At 71.6% G+C, this 13,851-nt stretch carries 14 protein-coding genes and 2 pseudogenes; 8 read left to right on the plus strand and 8 right to left on the minus strand.

Going from position 1 to position 13,851, the window contains the following annotated elements:
• Nucleotides 1-97: 97 nt before the first annotated feature.
• Nucleotides 98-727 carry a DUF1877 family protein gene (locus tag ABZS71_RS14670; protein ID WP_356210034.1) on the minus strand — a complete coding sequence of 210 codons (630 nt, stop codon included), beginning with the start codon at nt 725-727 and terminating at the stop codon, nt 98-100.
• A 360-nt stretch (nt 728-1,087) separates the two neighbouring features.
• Between ABZS71_RS14670 and ABZS71_RS14675 the strand changes: the two genes are divergently transcribed.
• The 3 genes from ABZS71_RS14675 to ABZS71_RS14685 all read left to right on the plus strand — a co-directional run bounded on the left by ABZS71_RS14675 (nt 1,088) and on the right by ABZS71_RS14685 (nt 3,516).
• Nucleotides 1,088-1,417: a hypothetical protein gene (locus tag ABZS71_RS14675; protein ID WP_355858816.1), complete on the plus strand. Its 330-nt coding sequence runs from the start codon at nt 1,088-1,090 to the stop codon at nt 1,415-1,417.
• Nucleotides 1,418-1,897: 480 nt separating this feature from the next.
• The gene (locus ABZS71_RS14680; protein WP_356210036.1) at nt 1,898-2,509 is read left to right on the plus strand and encodes an NAD(P)-binding domain-containing protein; all 612 of its coding nucleotides are present in this window, start codon (nt 1,898-1,900) and stop codon (nt 2,507-2,509) included.
• A 50-nt stretch (nt 2,510-2,559) separates the two neighbouring features.
• Nucleotides 2,560-3,516 carry a hypothetical protein gene (locus ABZS71_RS14685; protein WP_356210039.1) on the plus strand — a complete coding sequence of 319 codons (957 nt, stop codon included), beginning with the start codon at nt 2,560-2,562 and terminating at the stop codon, nt 3,514-3,516.
• A gap of 10 nt (nt 3,517-3,526) precedes the next feature.
• Here the strand turns inward: ABZS71_RS14685 and ABZS71_RS14690 are convergent, their stop codons facing one another.
• Complete coding sequence (locus ABZS71_RS14690) at nt 3,527-4,039, minus strand: hypothetical protein (protein WP_355859148.1); 513 nt, start codon at nt 4,037-4,039, stop codon at nt 3,527-3,529.
• An 819-nt stretch (nt 4,040-4,858) separates the two neighbouring features.
• Here ABZS71_RS14690 and ABZS71_RS14695 point away from each other — a divergent pair.
• Nucleotides 4,859-5,275, plus strand: a pseudogene (locus ABZS71_RS14695) (tetratricopeptide repeat protein); the annotation flags it as partial.
• A gap of 372 nt (nt 5,276-5,647) precedes the next feature.
• Here the strand turns inward: ABZS71_RS14695 and ABZS71_RS14700 are convergent.
• Together ABZS71_RS14700 and ABZS71_RS14705 are read right to left on the minus strand one after the other, a co-directional pair.
• Nucleotides 5,648-5,974, minus strand: coding sequence for an MmcQ/YjbR family DNA-binding protein (locus ABZS71_RS14700; RefSeq protein ID WP_355859158.1), 327 nt, complete (start codon nt 5,972-5,974; stop codon nt 5,648-5,650).
• Between the two features lie 56 nt (nt 5,975-6,030).
• Nucleotides 6,031-6,807, minus strand: a complete 777-nt coding sequence (locus tag ABZS71_RS14705) for a GNAT family N-acetyltransferase (protein WP_356210042.1) — start codon at nt 6,805-6,807, stop codon at nt 6,031-6,033.
• A gap of 145 nt (nt 6,808-6,952) precedes the next feature.
• Here ABZS71_RS14705 and ABZS71_RS14710 point away from each other — a divergent pair, with 145 nt between their 5' ends.
• Entirely contained in the window at nt 6,953-7,612 is a 660-nt protein-coding gene (locus ABZS71_RS14710) for a PhzF family phenazine biosynthesis protein (RefSeq protein WP_356210044.1), read from the plus strand.
• 26 nt (nt 7,613-7,638) lie between these two features.
• Here the strand turns inward: ABZS71_RS14710 and ABZS71_RS14715 are convergent, their stop codons facing one another.
• Together ABZS71_RS14715 and ABZS71_RS14720 are read right to left on the minus strand one after the other, a co-directional pair.
• Entirely contained in the window at nt 7,639-9,144 is a 1,506-nt protein-coding gene (locus ABZS71_RS14715; protein ID WP_356210046.1) for a glycosyltransferase family 39 protein, read from the minus strand.
• Between the two features lie 108 nt (nt 9,145-9,252).
• Nucleotides 9,253-9,468: pseudogene (locus tag ABZS71_RS14720) on the minus strand (PLP-dependent aminotransferase family protein); the annotation flags it as partial.
• A 68-nt stretch (nt 9,469-9,536) separates the two neighbouring features.
• Here ABZS71_RS14720 and ABZS71_RS14725 point away from each other — a divergent pair.
• Nucleotides 9,537-9,821, plus strand: coding sequence for a hypothetical protein (locus ABZS71_RS14725; RefSeq protein ID WP_356210049.1), 285 nt, complete (start codon nt 9,537-9,539; stop codon nt 9,819-9,821).
• On the opposite strand, the gene ABZS71_RS14730 is transcribed toward ABZS71_RS14725, so the two are convergent.
• Nucleotides 9,770-10,726: a pseudouridine-5'-phosphate glycosidase gene (locus ABZS71_RS14730; RefSeq protein WP_356210051.1), complete on the minus strand. Its 957-nt coding sequence runs from the start codon at nt 10,724-10,726 to the stop codon at nt 9,770-9,772. The genes ABZS71_RS14725 and ABZS71_RS14730 overlap by 52 nt on opposite strands.
• Nucleotides 10,723-11,847, minus strand: a complete 1,125-nt coding sequence (locus ABZS71_RS14735) for a PfkB family carbohydrate kinase (protein WP_356210054.1) — start codon at nt 11,845-11,847, stop codon at nt 10,723-10,725. The genes ABZS71_RS14730 and ABZS71_RS14735 overlap by 4 nt, the downstream gene beginning before the upstream one ends.
• Before the next feature lie 157 nt (nt 11,848-12,004).
• Here ABZS71_RS14735 and ABZS71_RS14740 point away from each other — a divergent pair, with 157 nt between their 5' ends.
• Together ABZS71_RS14740 and ABZS71_RS14745 are read left to right on the plus strand one after the other, a co-directional pair.
• The gene (locus tag ABZS71_RS14740) at nt 12,005-12,925 is read left to right on the plus strand and encodes a hypothetical protein (protein ID WP_356210056.1); all 921 of its coding nucleotides are present in this window, start codon (nt 12,005-12,007) and stop codon (nt 12,923-12,925) included.
• Nucleotides 12,922-13,749 (plus strand): alpha-L-glutamate ligase, encoded by an 828-nt coding sequence (locus tag ABZS71_RS14745; RefSeq protein ID WP_356210059.1) that lies wholly within the window; start codon nt 12,922-12,924, stop codon nt 13,747-13,749. The genes ABZS71_RS14740 and ABZS71_RS14745 overlap by 4 nt, the downstream gene beginning before the upstream one ends.
• Nucleotides 13,750-13,851: the final 102 nt, after the last annotated feature.

Genomic DNA, 13,851 nt, shown 5'->3' on the forward strand with positions numbered 1-13,851 from the left:
TCCCCGAGGCCATGGCGGCCGGGGCGAAGCCTACGGCGACCTGGAGCGAGACAAAGCCCGAGGACGGTCCTGTCGAGGAGGTGGGAAACCGGCGGCATCAACCGCTTGAGGTGGCCCCGCTCTTCCGGTCTCGGGTGACCCCAGCAGGGGGCCACGCGGGAGTGAGTTCCGGCCTGAGCCGGGGCCGGCTCGAGCCGGCCCCGGTCTGCTGATCGACCGTGAAGATCGCCGCCTGGCTGTTCTGCGCTGCCGTGCGGTAGAAGTTCTTCAACCCGGGCAGGAACGCCTGGGTGTAGGCGATGTCCTCCGTGTCGCCGGTGCCCTGGTAGGCGTCGAAGGTGAGCGTGGCGAAGCGATCGCGCAGCCACTGCCCGCCAAGTGGTTCCAGGGCTGCCGCAACATCGCGGACCTGCTCCACGGTGACGCAGCAGACGCTGTAGTCGGCCCCTTCGTGCAGTGGTACCCCGCCGAGGGGGACATGCGCCAAGGGGAAGTCACCGTTGTCGAATACCAGGTCGCCGTCCGTGAAACAGCGGTGCAGCGCGTCCCAGGACTTGTTGAGTTCGCAGAGACGTTCCAGGCCCCAGCGCTCCTCGATCTCTTCGACGACTTGCATCAACTCGTCATCGTTCTGGCAGGCCAGTAGACGTTCAGCATCATTGCCGTCCGGAGCGAAGCGCACCGCGCGAGCCGTCATCATGCCTCCCATCGCTGCGAAGACGCGCACGGGTGATCCAGCCACGCGCTCGACGGGCAGGCGCCTTGGGCCGCCTCCATCGACTGGCCTGTAGGCCGACTCAGCAGCTCGAGTCCTGGCAGTGGATCGAGGCGTCCGCATACCTGCTCAGCCTTACGGAAGTTGCATATCAGAGCGGCCAACCCAACGGCTGATAACGGGGGTTATCAGAATTTCAGTCCCGCCCCTTCTCGTTCTTCCGTCACCTTGGGTCCCGCAGCCACCTCGCCGCCGACCGGAACCGAAAGGACGGGCCCGGCAGCGGCTGCCGCCTACTGCGCCAGGTCGGCTCCGCCGGCTGGGACGAACTGGGGGCAGCAAAGACAACCGCCAGACCTGGGGAGGGACCGCTTGGACGACACCGGTGAGCAGGAGTTGACCGTCTACTACCGCCACTTGGCGGCGATACTCGGCCGCAGTGACGATGACAACTTCGATGCGCTGATGGAGCAAGCCGAGCACGTCACTGGAAGAAGTTACGAGACCACGCTCCAGGATCATCAGCAAACCTTCCGTCTCCTCTGGCAACACCTAGAGCGCAGCGGTTACCTGCGACGCATCCACCGCGAGGCCCCCGCTCGCCTCACCGCCGGCGACGTGTCCCCCGCCGAGGCAGCCCGCTTGGAACTGTTCCTGACCGTCTACGCAGGAGTTCGCGCCACCCCCGCCCGCGACACCTGAGCCACCGGGATGCGCGTCGGCACCGCACCGGATCTTCTCAGCAGCCATGGGCCCCGGCGGCCGCCGCCGCAGCACCCGGAGCCGTCACCGAACACCGCAGCAAAGCCGGCAGCACACCCCGACAGGAGGCGCGAGGTGCTGCAGACACGGACAGCTGCCGCCCTCCACGTCCCGAAGAGCGATGTGTGAGCTGCCCATCGCATCCCGCACCGCGCCCCTCTCAGCACTGAGGCCGCCTCAATGATGCTCACAACTTCATCACAAACCCTCCATGAGACGCACACATGCGTCTCCGGAACCACTAACTTGACCATCGCTCACCCCAGCCGCCCGCCGCTTCCCGCGTACGTGCCTGCGGGTGACATCCGCTTGCAATCGGGGGGATCCGATATGACGTACGTCGAAGACTCGTTGGGCCCGCGGTCGGCGCACCGCCTTGTGCATGCCGTCGGGGAAAGGCCCGTTCTGCACCGTTCGGCCGTGCAGCGTCCCAGTGCCGGAGAAGAGGCCCGCCTGCCCGATCCGGAGGAGCACGCGAAGGCCCCTGTCGCCGTCGTCGGACTCGGCTACGTGGGACTGCCCACCGCGCTCGCCCTGCTCGCTGCGGGCAACGAAGTCATCGGGCTCGACGTGAGCGACGCGCGTCTGGAGGCCATACGCAGCGGCGACGTGGACCTGCTTCCCAGCGATCACCAGCGTCTCAGCCGCCATCTGGACCACGCCCGTTTCACCCTCACCTCGGATCCCGACCAGCTCGGCCGAGCCCGCACGGTCATGATCTGCGTGCCCACGCCCGTGGACCGGCACCTCGTACCGGACCTGACCGCCATGGCAGCGGCCTGCGCGACCGCTGTCGCCCACGCCGTGCCCGGCCAGCTGCTCATGCTCACCTCGACCACGTACGTGGGCACGACGCGGGACCTGCTGATGAAGCCGCTCACCGGGCGGGGCCTGGAGGTGGGCAGCGAGGTGTTCGTGGCCTTCTCGCCCGAGCGCACGCGAGCCTGCCCGACCTCCGCGCCGCCACCACCCTCCCGGCCAAGGGCCCGGACGGTGACGGGAGGCTGGAGCGGTCGCGGCGCGATGGTCTGACGACGCTCATCAGGCGCCGCCCACGGCTCGTCGGGGCCGGAGCCGCGGTGGTGGCGCTGGCGATCGCCCTCCCCTTCACCCCGTTCGTGCACGGGGGGCAGGCGGACGAGAACCACTCCTCCGGGACACCGTCGTCGAAGGACGTGTCCGCGAAAGACGTGTCGTCCGTGTTCGGCAACACCCACACCGCCGATCCCTGCGCCCTGACCGACGCCACCGCGCTGCGCCGGTTCGGCGACACCGAACTCGACCGGGACTACGGGAACTTCGACCGCTGCGACGTCCTCGTGACGTCGGGCGATGACAGCGTCGTGGACGTGGAGGTGAACTTCGACGGCGGTCCGCCACCGGAGTTGGCGGCACCGACGAGGAGGGTGGGGCGGGTCGGGGTCGTGGAGGAGCGCGCCGAGAGCGACGCATGCGACCGGACCCTGGTGCTCTCGGGGGAGCGCGACGCCTTTGTCACTGTGACCGCGAAACAGACCGAGCGGCGGAAGGCGCCCCTGTGCGCGATCGCCGACGCCGCCACAGGCAGCGCGGTGAAGACGCTCAACCGCGGGATGATCGCCCGGCGCTCACCGGAGCTCCCCGCGGCCTCCCTGGCGCACCAGGACGCCTGTTCACTGCTCGCGCCCAGCGCGCTGGAGGTCGTCCCCGGTGTCGACGTCGACGACCCGGACATCGGCTTCGGCGGCTGGGACTGCGAATGGGGCAGCAGCACCAGGAAGCTCGCCGTGGACCTGAGCTTCGACCGCGGACAGCCGCCGACGGCGGAGGACGGCACCCCCACCCGGCTCGGCGGGTACCGCGCCTTCGTCCAGCCGGAGGGGGACGGGGAGCGGACGTGTCTGGCCCGGGTGGTCTATCGCTCCTACCCGGACCAGAACGGCCAGAAGGCGGTCGAGATGCTGCATCTCGTCGTCGCCGGGGAATCCTCCGCCGATCAGCTGTGCACGATGGCGCAACGGCTCGCCCGCTCGGCCGCCGATGCGCTGCGCACCGTCTGAGGGCGTCCCGCTATTCCCTGAGCGAAAGGGCGAGAACAACTGTGCCGTCCTTGATCTGCTTCACCCGGATGACGATGGCATTCAGGACGCTGACGCCGCCCGGCCCCGTCCTGGAGTTCAGATGCGACCCGCTTGGCGTACTGGCGGCAAAGGTCACCGAGTCGGAGGTGATGCGGCTGACCGAGATCGAACTGATCCCGATCGCGTTGTCGATGTCGATCGTGGTGGGCTTGGTCAGGGCGATCTCGCAGGTGCCGTCGTAGCACTCCTTGATGTCCGAGGCGGGTGCGGCGGACGCGGCGGATGCGGCGGACGCGGAGGTGGGGGGAGCGCTCGTCGTCGTGGCGGCCGTGCTCGGCCCGCCCCGCGCGCGGCTGTCGCCGTCAGCCCTGGATTCCTTCGCGTCGTCCGCGCCACAGCCCGTCAACCCGGCCAGGCCCAGCGCGCATACGGCCAGCACGGCGGCGGCCCGGCGCACACCCCGGCGCGCGCCCGCGCTCTTCGATCGGATCCTCGTCTCCATCGTGTTCTCCCTGCCACACTGTGTAGTGATCAATTCAGTAGGAGAGCGACCATGAACAGCCCTCGGACTCTGGCGCGCGGTGTCGCGCCCTCCCGGTCCGGCACGCTCCACGCGCGCTCGGTCACGGGCGGGATCAAGGTAACGCCTCGGCCCGGCGCGACCCTGCGATTCGGGCGCGGCGGCGAGCCGGATGTCGAACTGCGGGTCGGCGAGGACGACCTTCGGGTGAGCCGGCGGCATGGCGAATTGACGTACCGTGACCGCCGGTGGTGGCTGCGGAACACCGGACAGCAGCTGTTGCGGCTCCCCCACGGGCGGATGATGCACACCACTACGGAGCCCATTCCACTCGCCACGGGATACACCCCGCTGTTCATGAAGGGCTCGGGCCACCGGGAACACCTGGTCGAGCTGTATGTGACGGACCATGACGAGGAGGGTCTGGTGCCCCGCCGCCGCGCCGTCACCCTGCCGCCCAAGCGGTGGCCGCTGGCGGACGACGAGCGGCTGGTCCTGGTCGTCCTGGGCCAGCGGTATCTGCTCTACGAGGCGGGCGCGCGGCCGCTGTCGTACCGGGAGGCGGCCGCGCGGCTCGCCTGTCTGCGCACCGCGGAGAACTGGACGAGGCGCCGGATCGAGCACAAGGTCGAGGCCGTACGCCACCGGCTGTCCCGGGGCGGCGACTTCCCCTATCCGGTGGTGCGTGACGAGGTGTCCGCCGGCCCGAACGACCACACCGATGCACAACCTCCTGACCGGGCTGGTGGAGTCCACGACCCTGGTGCCACCGGATCTGGCGCTGATCGAGGACGGACCATCTACACCTGGGCCCTGGTCCGGCGGGCCCATGTCCGCAGCACCCTGGGCGATGTGACGGGCGCGCTGGACGATCTCGACCGTGCCGAGGGGCTGGAGCCGGACACCCAGGGGACACTGGGAGAGCGTGGCAATGTGTACCGCTTCGCGGGCCGGTACGAGGAGGCCGTCGCGCTGTACGACCGGGCGCTCGCCCTCGATCCGGGATACGCCTGGGCCCTGGGCAGCCGGGCGCTGGCCAACGAGGCGCTGGGCCGGCGGACGGAGGCGCTGGCGGATCTGGAGCGGGCCGTGGAGATGAACCCCGGCTACGCCTGGGCCGTGGCGCAGCGCGAGCGATCGCTGTCGAGCGGGAGTTCAGGGGGTCCTGGGGATTCCGGGGATTCGTCGGAGAGCGGTCACGGCGACGGGCCGCGGTGACGACGCGGAGCCCCCGTCACCCTTCCCCTCTGGCCGCGCGCCCTTTGAGGCAGTGCGACACCGCTCGGCGCACGGCGCGCAGGAAGGCGCGGCAGCCCGGCAGGCGTCGCGGTCGTCGCGGTGCGGCGGCCGCCGTCGTTACGGCATCGGGGGCGGTGGCCGCGTCGGGGACCGGGGCGTCCGCCGGATCGGCCGGGGGCGGGGAGGGGTCGGCGGTCGTGGGGGGCGGGGCGGTGGGGCACCGGGTGGCTTCGGCGCGCATCAGCGCGCGCATGGCGGCGTAGACATTCCGCACTTTCACCCGTGTCGGTGATCTCCTCGAACAGCAATACCGCCACATTTCGAGGAGGGGCCCGTCACCGCGCGGCGCGGTCAGTCCAGCAGTGCGGCCGGGGCCGCCTGCCGCCAGGAGTCGAGGAGGATGTCACGCAGCTCGTCGATGTCTTCCAGCGCCGCGAGCCGGACCCGCACCCAGGCGAAGTTCGCCTCGTGGTCGGCGATCCAGAACTTCTCCGGCTCCGCGAGCGCCAGTTCGTCGCGCTCCTCCCTGGGGCACCTGACGGCCATCGAGGTCTCGTCCTCGGGCAGCGTGGCGAACATCTTCCCCGCGACCCGGAAGGTGGGCATGGACCAGGCGATCTTCTCGGTCGTCTCCGGCAGCGACAGCGCGATCTGACGGACATCGTCGGACGTGGTCATGGGCTGACCGTAGAGCACACCACTGACACGGCGCCCCTCCGGCCATTGACGTCGACTCAGCCCTTGTACACATACGGCGTGGTCGTGGTCAGCGGGACGAAGCCGAGCCGCTGCAGGATCGGGCGGCTCTGGCTGGAGGCGTCGACCTGCAGATAGTGATAGCCGCGGTCGGCGGCGATCCGCACGCGGAAGGCGACCAGGGCGCGGTAGACACCGCGGCCCCGCCAATCCGGTACGGTGCCCCCGCCCCAGAGCCCGGCGAACGGCGTGCCCGGCGGCAGTTCCATCCGCGCCGCGCTCACCGGCCGGTCACCGGCCATGGCGACGACCGAGACGACCGTCTCCGGCTCCTCGGCGAGCTGGCTGAGCAGCCGATGCCTGAGGTGGGTGCTGGCGATGCCGAACGCCCGCTCATGGACGTCGGCCACCTGCTCCACACCCGCGGCGTCGGTCACGGGGCACAGCCGGACGCCCTCGGGCAGTTCGACCTCGGTGGGCAGGTCCTTGACCTGGGCGACCATCAGCGTCTCCGCGGGCTCGGAGACGAAACCGGCCGCCCGGAGCCGTCCGGCGAGATCGCCGGGCCGGTCGTAGGCGTAGAGCTTCCACTCGAATGCGCGCCCCGTACCGCCGAAGTACCGTATCTGCGCCGCGATCTCCGCGTCCGCGGTGTGCTGATCCAGATCCGACCAGAGGACCCCGTTCCAGTCGTCGGTGGCCCCGGTCTGCCGCACCACCCCACCCGCGCGCTCGACCCTCGCCCCGGGACCGTCGGCCCGTGCGCCCTGCCTCATCTGCCGGTCGAACAGCGCCAGCACCGCGTCTCGATCCATCCCGTCACCCCAGCACCCGCGGGCCGGTCCCGGCAACCGGTTATCCCTCCCCGCGTGTCGGGCTCAGGCGCATCGGGACCGAGCTCGAGGTCCGGTCGCCGGGCGCGGCGGTCCGCACCGGCGGCGATCATGTTTGAATGCCGGGGTGACGGCTCTCGACGTACTCAAGGTGTTCTGCGGGCCCTACGGCCGTGGGGGCAATGAACTCGGCGTGGTGCGCGACGGCGGTGCGGTGACCGGCGAGCGGGAGCGGCAGGCCCTCGCCGCCCGGCTGGGCTTCAGCGAGACCGTTTTCGTCGACGACCCCGAGCGGGGCGTCGTCGACATCTACACCCCGAGCGTCCGGCTGCCTTTCGCGGGCCATCCGCTGGTCGGCACCGCCTGGCTGCTGGACCTCCCCGAGCTGCTGCCGCCCGCCGGGGAGGTCCCCGCCCGCCAGGACGGCGAGTTCACCTGGATCACCGGCCGCCCCGAGTGGGCCTCGGGGCGGCGCACCCAGCGGTACGCCTCCCCGGCCGAGGTCGACGCCCTCCCCTCCCCGCCGCAGGGCGAGGGCTGGCTCTACGCCTGGGCGTGGCAGGACGAGCCGGCGGGCCGGGTGCGCGCCCGCGCCTTCCCCCGGCGCGGCGACGGGATCGTGGAGGACGAGGCCACCGGCGCCGCCGCCCTGGTCCTCTCGGGCGAGCTGGGCCGCGCCCTCAACATCACTCAGGGCGAGGGTTCACAGATCCTCACCAGCCCCCAGCCGGACGGCTCCATCGAGATCGGCGGCCGGGTTGAGCTCGCCGAGGTCCGCTCGCTGTGAGGCCGCCCGCGCGTCGGGACCGGCCGTCAGTAGTAGTGGCGCAGCGAGGGCCACAGGTGTGACCAGGGGGCGGTCGTGCCCGAGCAGAGCATGACCGCGGCGTTCTGCTCCTCGTTGTCCACAGCGTGGTGGTTGTCGACGCGGGCGACCTCACGGCAGCCGGTGAAGTGCCGCGCGATGCGCCGGTCTCCGCTCTGACGGACCACCAGCACCGGGCCGTCGGCGGAGTCGGGAGGCGGTCCCCAGTCGGCGTAGCTCATATGGCCGGAGTAGGGCCGCGGCAGTCCGTGGCGCGGTCCGTAGTACGTGATCGCGCCCGCCTCCCCGTAGTTCTCAGTGAAGATCACGGCATGGTCGCGGCGGCCGGCGGGGATCCGGGACCAGCCCTTCTCGACGGCGGTCACCAGGGCGGGCCAGCCGATCTGCTCGCCCTGCTCCGGATTGACCGCGTTCGGCACGGCGAGGGCGCCGGGCGGCAGGACCGGCAGGGACAGCACGACGCTGACCGCGGCCGTCACGGCCAGGGCCGCCGCGACGGCCCGGCCCCGTACCGTGCGCCACCCCGCCCGGATCCATCCGGCCACGGACTCACATCCTGCCGCTGTGAGGACGAGGAGCAGCGGAAGGGCGTAGTACGGCTTGCCCCCGGTTACCAGCACCAGCGCGCACAGCAGCGGGTACGCCACCGCCAGTGCGCGGGCCCAGCGGAGCGCGGGTTCGCGCCACAGCCACAGCCATCCCGCGATCGAGACCGGTACGAACAGCGGGGACAGATACAGGATCTGCTGCGGGATGAACATCACGCGGTTCTCGGTCCCGTCGTCCGAGCTGATCCCCTCCGCGACCGTCAGCTGCGGCCATCCGTGCCGCGCCTGCCACCACACATTCGGCAGGGCGAGGAGCAGGGCCACGGCGGCACCGGCCACCAGCCATCCGCTGCGCAGCACGCGCCGCGGCCCCACCACGGCCACCGACGGCAGCAGCGCGATGAGCAACAGCACCACCAGGTACTTGTTCAGCAGACCGATGCCGACGGCCGCTCCGACCGCGATCCACCAGCGGCCGTCCCCGGTGCGCAGCAGCCGCAGCACCAGCCAGCAGATCAGCACCCATACGCACTGGTCGACGGTGGTGGTGGACGCCAGGTGCCCGATCCCCAGGACGAATCCCGACGTGGCCGCGCAGCCCGCGGCGAGCGCCTGCGCCCGGCGGCCCCCGCCGAGCTCCTTGGCCACCACGGCGACCAGGATGACGGTGGCGGCGCAGCAAAGTGTCGCGGGCACGCGCAGACCGACCGGACTGTTCCCGAAGACGGCGGTGGCCGCCCTGGCCACCAGCGGGGTCAGCGGGGGCTGGTCGGCATATCCCCACGCCGGATGGTCGCCCGCGGCCAGAAAGTACAACTCGTCACGGTGGAAGCCGTACCGGCCGGAGAGCGCGGTCAACACCCCGGCGAGTACGGCGGCGATGGAGAGGACCGGGACGGCGGCGAAGGGCGCCGCTCCCGGCCGGTCGTCGCCCGTCACGCTCATGGCACACCCCCGGAGCGGACCGGCGCCCCCTGCACCGGGCGGCCCGCTCGCAGCGTAATGGTGTGGCCGGCGGCTTCGCACCCGGAATGTCCCGATCCCCGGCCGTCGTCAGAGGTGGCGTCGTACGAGGTCGCCGAGGATCGCCACGCCCTCGGCGATACGGGTCGTCATGTTCGCGGCGTAGCCCAGCACCGGTCCGGGTGGCTGCCCGGGGGGCCGGCCGTGCCACGAGAGGGGCTGCACCTTTACTCCGCGCGTGAGCGCGGCGGCGGCGAGGTCCGTGTCGGCGAACCCGGTGTCTAAGGTGACCATCAGATGCTGCCCGCGCGGCGATCGACGGGCAGATCCGGCTCCAGTCGGAGGCGGGCGGAAACGCTCTGATCGGGCGGGAGTTGCAGCCGCTGCTGACCCGTGCCGGATACCAGGAGCTCACGGTCCGCCCGCGCACGGTCTACGCCGACCGGACCCGGCCGGCGCTGGTCGAGGGCTTCACCCGCGACACCTTTATCGCCATGGTCGCATCCGTCCGGGAGGACGCGCTGGCCGCGGGGCTGTCCACCCCGGTCGACTGGGACCGGGGGATCGCCGATCTGCACCGGACCGCGTATGAGGACGGGACCTTCCACTACACGTTCTTCAAGGCGGTCGCCGTCAATCCGCCCTCCGCCTCCGCGTAGCGGATCGCGATCCGCGCCCCCAGGCGGGCGTTGTTCTTGACGAGGGCGATATTGGTCCGCAGGCTCTCACCGGCCGTCAGCTCGACGATGCGGCCCAGCAGATAGGGGGTGGCGTCCTTGCCGGTGATCCCCGCCTCCGTCTTCTCGGCGAGCGCCCGCGCGATGATGCCGTCGATCCGCTCGGCGGGGATCTCGTCCGCCTCGGGGACCGGGTTGGCGATGCTCAGCCCCGCCATCATGCCCATGTCCCACTGGGTGCGCATGATGGCGGCGATCTCCTCGGGCGAGTCGACGCGCAGCGGAGTGGGGAAGCCGCTCACCCGGGAGTAGAACGCGGGGAAGTCGTCCGTGCCGTAGCCGAGGACGGGCACGCCCAGGGTTTCCAGGGTCTCCAGGGTGAGCCCGATGTCGAGGATGCTCTTCACCCCGGCGCTGATGACCGCGACCTGGGTGGTGGCGAGCGCGGTCAGGTCCGCGCTGATGTCGAAGCTCTGCTGCGCTCCGCGGTGCACCCCGCCGATGCCCCCGGTGACGAAGACCCGGATCCCGGCCAGTGCCGCGAGCCGCATCGTGGACGCCACGGTGGTCGCGCCGTGGCCGCCGCGCGCCATGACATGGGCGAGGTCACGCACGCTGACCTTGCCGACCTCGGGGCTGGTGGCGAGCAGTTCGAGATCCGCCCGCTCCAGACCGACGCGGGGTGTGCCGCGAAGGACGGCGATGGTGGCCGGGACCGCGCCCTGCTCACGGATGATGCCCTCGACCTCGGTGGCCATCTCGACGTTCTGCGGATACGGCATGCCATGGCTGATGATCGTGGATTCCAGCGAGACCACCGGAAGGCCGTCGCGCAGGGCGTCCCGGACCTCCTCGCTGAGGGCCAGCCGGGGGTGAGGGGTGGTCATGTGGTCCTCCGCAGCGGGGCGTTCAGCGCGTCCTCGACGAGGCGCGGGGTCAGATCGGGTCGTACGGTGGCGGGGGTCGCCACCGTCAGCGCGGCGGCTGCGTGGCCGTAGCGGGCGGCGTCGACCGGGTCGGCGCCGGTCAGCAGCGCGTGGGCGAACGCGCCGAGCATCGCGTCACCGGCGCCGGTGACGTCATGGACCTCGGCCGGTGGCGCGTCGAGGAAGTGGCGGCCCTCGCCGAGGGTGCTCAGCAGCGAGCCGCGCTCACCGAGCCGCACCCACACATGCTGGACCCCGCGCTCATGGAGGACGGCCACGGCCCGGATCAGCTCCCCGTCACCGCCGTCGACGCGGCGGCCGACCAGCGCGCCGAGTTCGGCCAGGTTCGGGGTGACGGCGAAGACGGTCCGCTCACCGGAGAACAGCGGGGCGAGCAGCGCCGCCTTGGGGACGCTCACCGGGTCGATGAGCGTCTGGACTGAGGTGGGCGCCGCGATGTCCAGCGCGTACGCGAGTGCCTGAGCCGGGAGATTTCCGTCGAGCACGAGCATGCTCGCATGGCCGATGAGCTCGCGCGCGGGGTGCAGATGCTCGGGGCTCAGCCCATCGGTGGCGGCCATGTCCGCGATGGCCACGACCAGATCGCCGTCGGCGTCCAGCACCGCCGTGTAGGTGCCGGTGGGATGTGTACTGCGGTGGACATGGTCGATCCGCACCCCGGTCGCCCGGGTCTCGCTCAGCAGCCGCTCCCCCGCCGGGTCCTGTCCGACGGCGGCGATCAGATGGGTCGGGGTGCCCAGCCGCGCGAGGTTCTCCGCGATGTTGCGGGCCACCCCGCCCGGACTGGTGTGGGACCGGCCGGGGTTGCTGGTGTGGTACGCGACGGGCGCGAGGCTGCGCACCTTGACGTCGACGTTGGCGCCGCCGATGACCACCACCGCGTGCTCCTGGCGCAGGATGTAGCCGCGCCCCAGAATGGCGCCCTTCTTGCCCAGGTTCGACAGATGGACGTTGACCGCCGCCCGGGTGGTGCCGAGGGCGTCGGCGATGGCCTGGGCGCCCGCCAGCGGGTCCCGTCGCAGCGACGCGAGAACCTCGCGCTCCCGGCGCGTCAGCATCATGGTTCAGCAAGATAAAGGAAACTTAGCCGCATAAATAGGCCTGGTCGTGGCCCAGGAGATCGTAAAGGAACCGTTGATGACATCCTGAGGGGCCATGGCTCGCCGGACACTCTCGGCAGTAGCCCGGGAACGTGTCCGGTGATGAGGAAGAAGGCCGATGAGACTCTGCTTTCTGGTGGAGGAGCGCTATCGCCACGACGGCATGCCGCGTGAGGTGATCCGTCAGCTCTCCGCCTGGGGGCACCAGGTGGACGTGGTCCGGCCGGGCAGTTCCTTGCTGCGCATGTCCGACGCGGTGCGGGCGGGGAGCCATGACGCCTGGGTGCTCAAGACGGTGTCCGGGGGCCCCGGGCTGACGCTGCTGGAGGCCGCGGCGGCGGTCGGGCTCACCACCGTCAACGACGCGCGGTCCATCCGCGGGGTGCGGGACAAGGCGCTGGCGGCGGCCATCGGGCGCAGCCGGGGGCTGCCGATGCCCCTCACCTACGCGGCGGCCCGGCCCGAGGTGCTGGCGGAGATTCCGGAGGCCGAGTTCCCGCTGGTGGTCAAGCCCGCGGACGGCAGCTCCGGGCGGGCGGTGCGGCTGGTGCCCTCCCCGGACCGGCTGGCCGCGCTCGGTTCCGAACTGACCGGGGAAGGCATGCTCATCGCCCAGCCCTATGTGCCGAACTCGGGCATCGACCTCAAGGTGTACTGCGTCGGCGGTGAGCTCTACGCGACCGAGCGCGGCTCACCGCTCGGCCCCGACCGGGGCGTACGCGGGCGGCGGGTGGCGCTGACCCCCGAGGTGGCCGCGATCACCGCCGAGGTCGGGTCGGTCTACGGACTCGACCTGTACGGGGTGGATGTGCTGCTGGGCCCGGACGGTCCGGTGATCGTCGATGTGAACGACTTCCCCAGCTTCAAGGAGGTGCCGGACGCGGCGGCGCGAGTGGGGCGCGCGGTGCTGGAGTTGGCGGGTACAGGCGGCACCCGGCCGGGCGCGGCGGCCGTCGGGGCCCTCCCCGAGCCGGTACGGGCCCCGGTCCCTGCCCCCGCGCCTGCTCCCATGTCCGCGACGGTGAGCGGCGGCCGATGAGGATCGGTCTGATCACCGCCGACCCCGGCCATCAGCTCCTCGCCGACACCACAGTCCTGCTGACGCCCCGTCATGAGGTGGTGGCGGTGGGTCCGGGCGGCTACGACCCCGCGTCGGGGGACCCGGTCTCCCCCGACGCGCTCGCCGATGTGTATCTGCTGAAGGCCCGGACGCCGCGTGCGCTGGCGCTCGCCCGATTCCTGGAGGGGTGCGGCGCCCCGGTGGTGAACTCGGCCGCGGCGACCGGGCTCTGTCAGGACCGGACGGCGATGGCCGAGCTGGCGCACCGCGCGGGGCTGCCGTTCGCAAGCACCCGGACCGTGGCGGCGCTCGGGCGGCTCACCGCGTCGCAGCTCCGCTACCCGGTCGTGGTCAAGAGCCGGCACAGCCGCCGGCACGATCTGGTGGCCCGCGCCGACGACCCCGTACAGCTGAGCGCCCTGAGCGCCGCGTGGCCCGATGAGCCGGTCGTGGTGCAGGACTTCACCCCGAACGATGGCTGGGACCACAAGCTGTGGGTGATCGCGGGCACGGTGTTCGCCGCATTGCGCCGCTCGGAGCTGGCGCCCGGCGGCCGCGGTACGACGCTGCCGCTCGCCCCCGGCGAGCTGCCGGCCGGCTGGCCGGCCCTGGCGCGCCGGGTCGGCTCGGTCTTCACGCTGGGGGTGTACGGCGTGGATGTGATCGACGCGGGCGGCGGCGCCCCGCTGATCGTGGACATCAACGCCTTTCCCGGCGTCCGCGGCCAGGCCGGCGCCCCCGAGGCGCTGGCGGCACTGGCCCTGCGGACCGCCGAGCGGGGCCCGGTCCCCCTGACGGGCTGAGCGCGGGCCGCCCTTGAGGACGGACAGGGTAGGGGCGTGCCCGTCCGAAATAGGGGTTGTACCCGCTCCTCCCGCCCCGGCAGGCTGGCATACGCTCTCCGC

Origin of the sequence: Streptomyces sp. NPDC005393 (assembly GCF_040606675.1) — a bacterium.
In the GTDB taxonomy this organism is placed as follows: Bacteria; Actinomycetota; Actinomycetes; order Streptomycetales; family Streptomycetaceae; genus Streptomyces.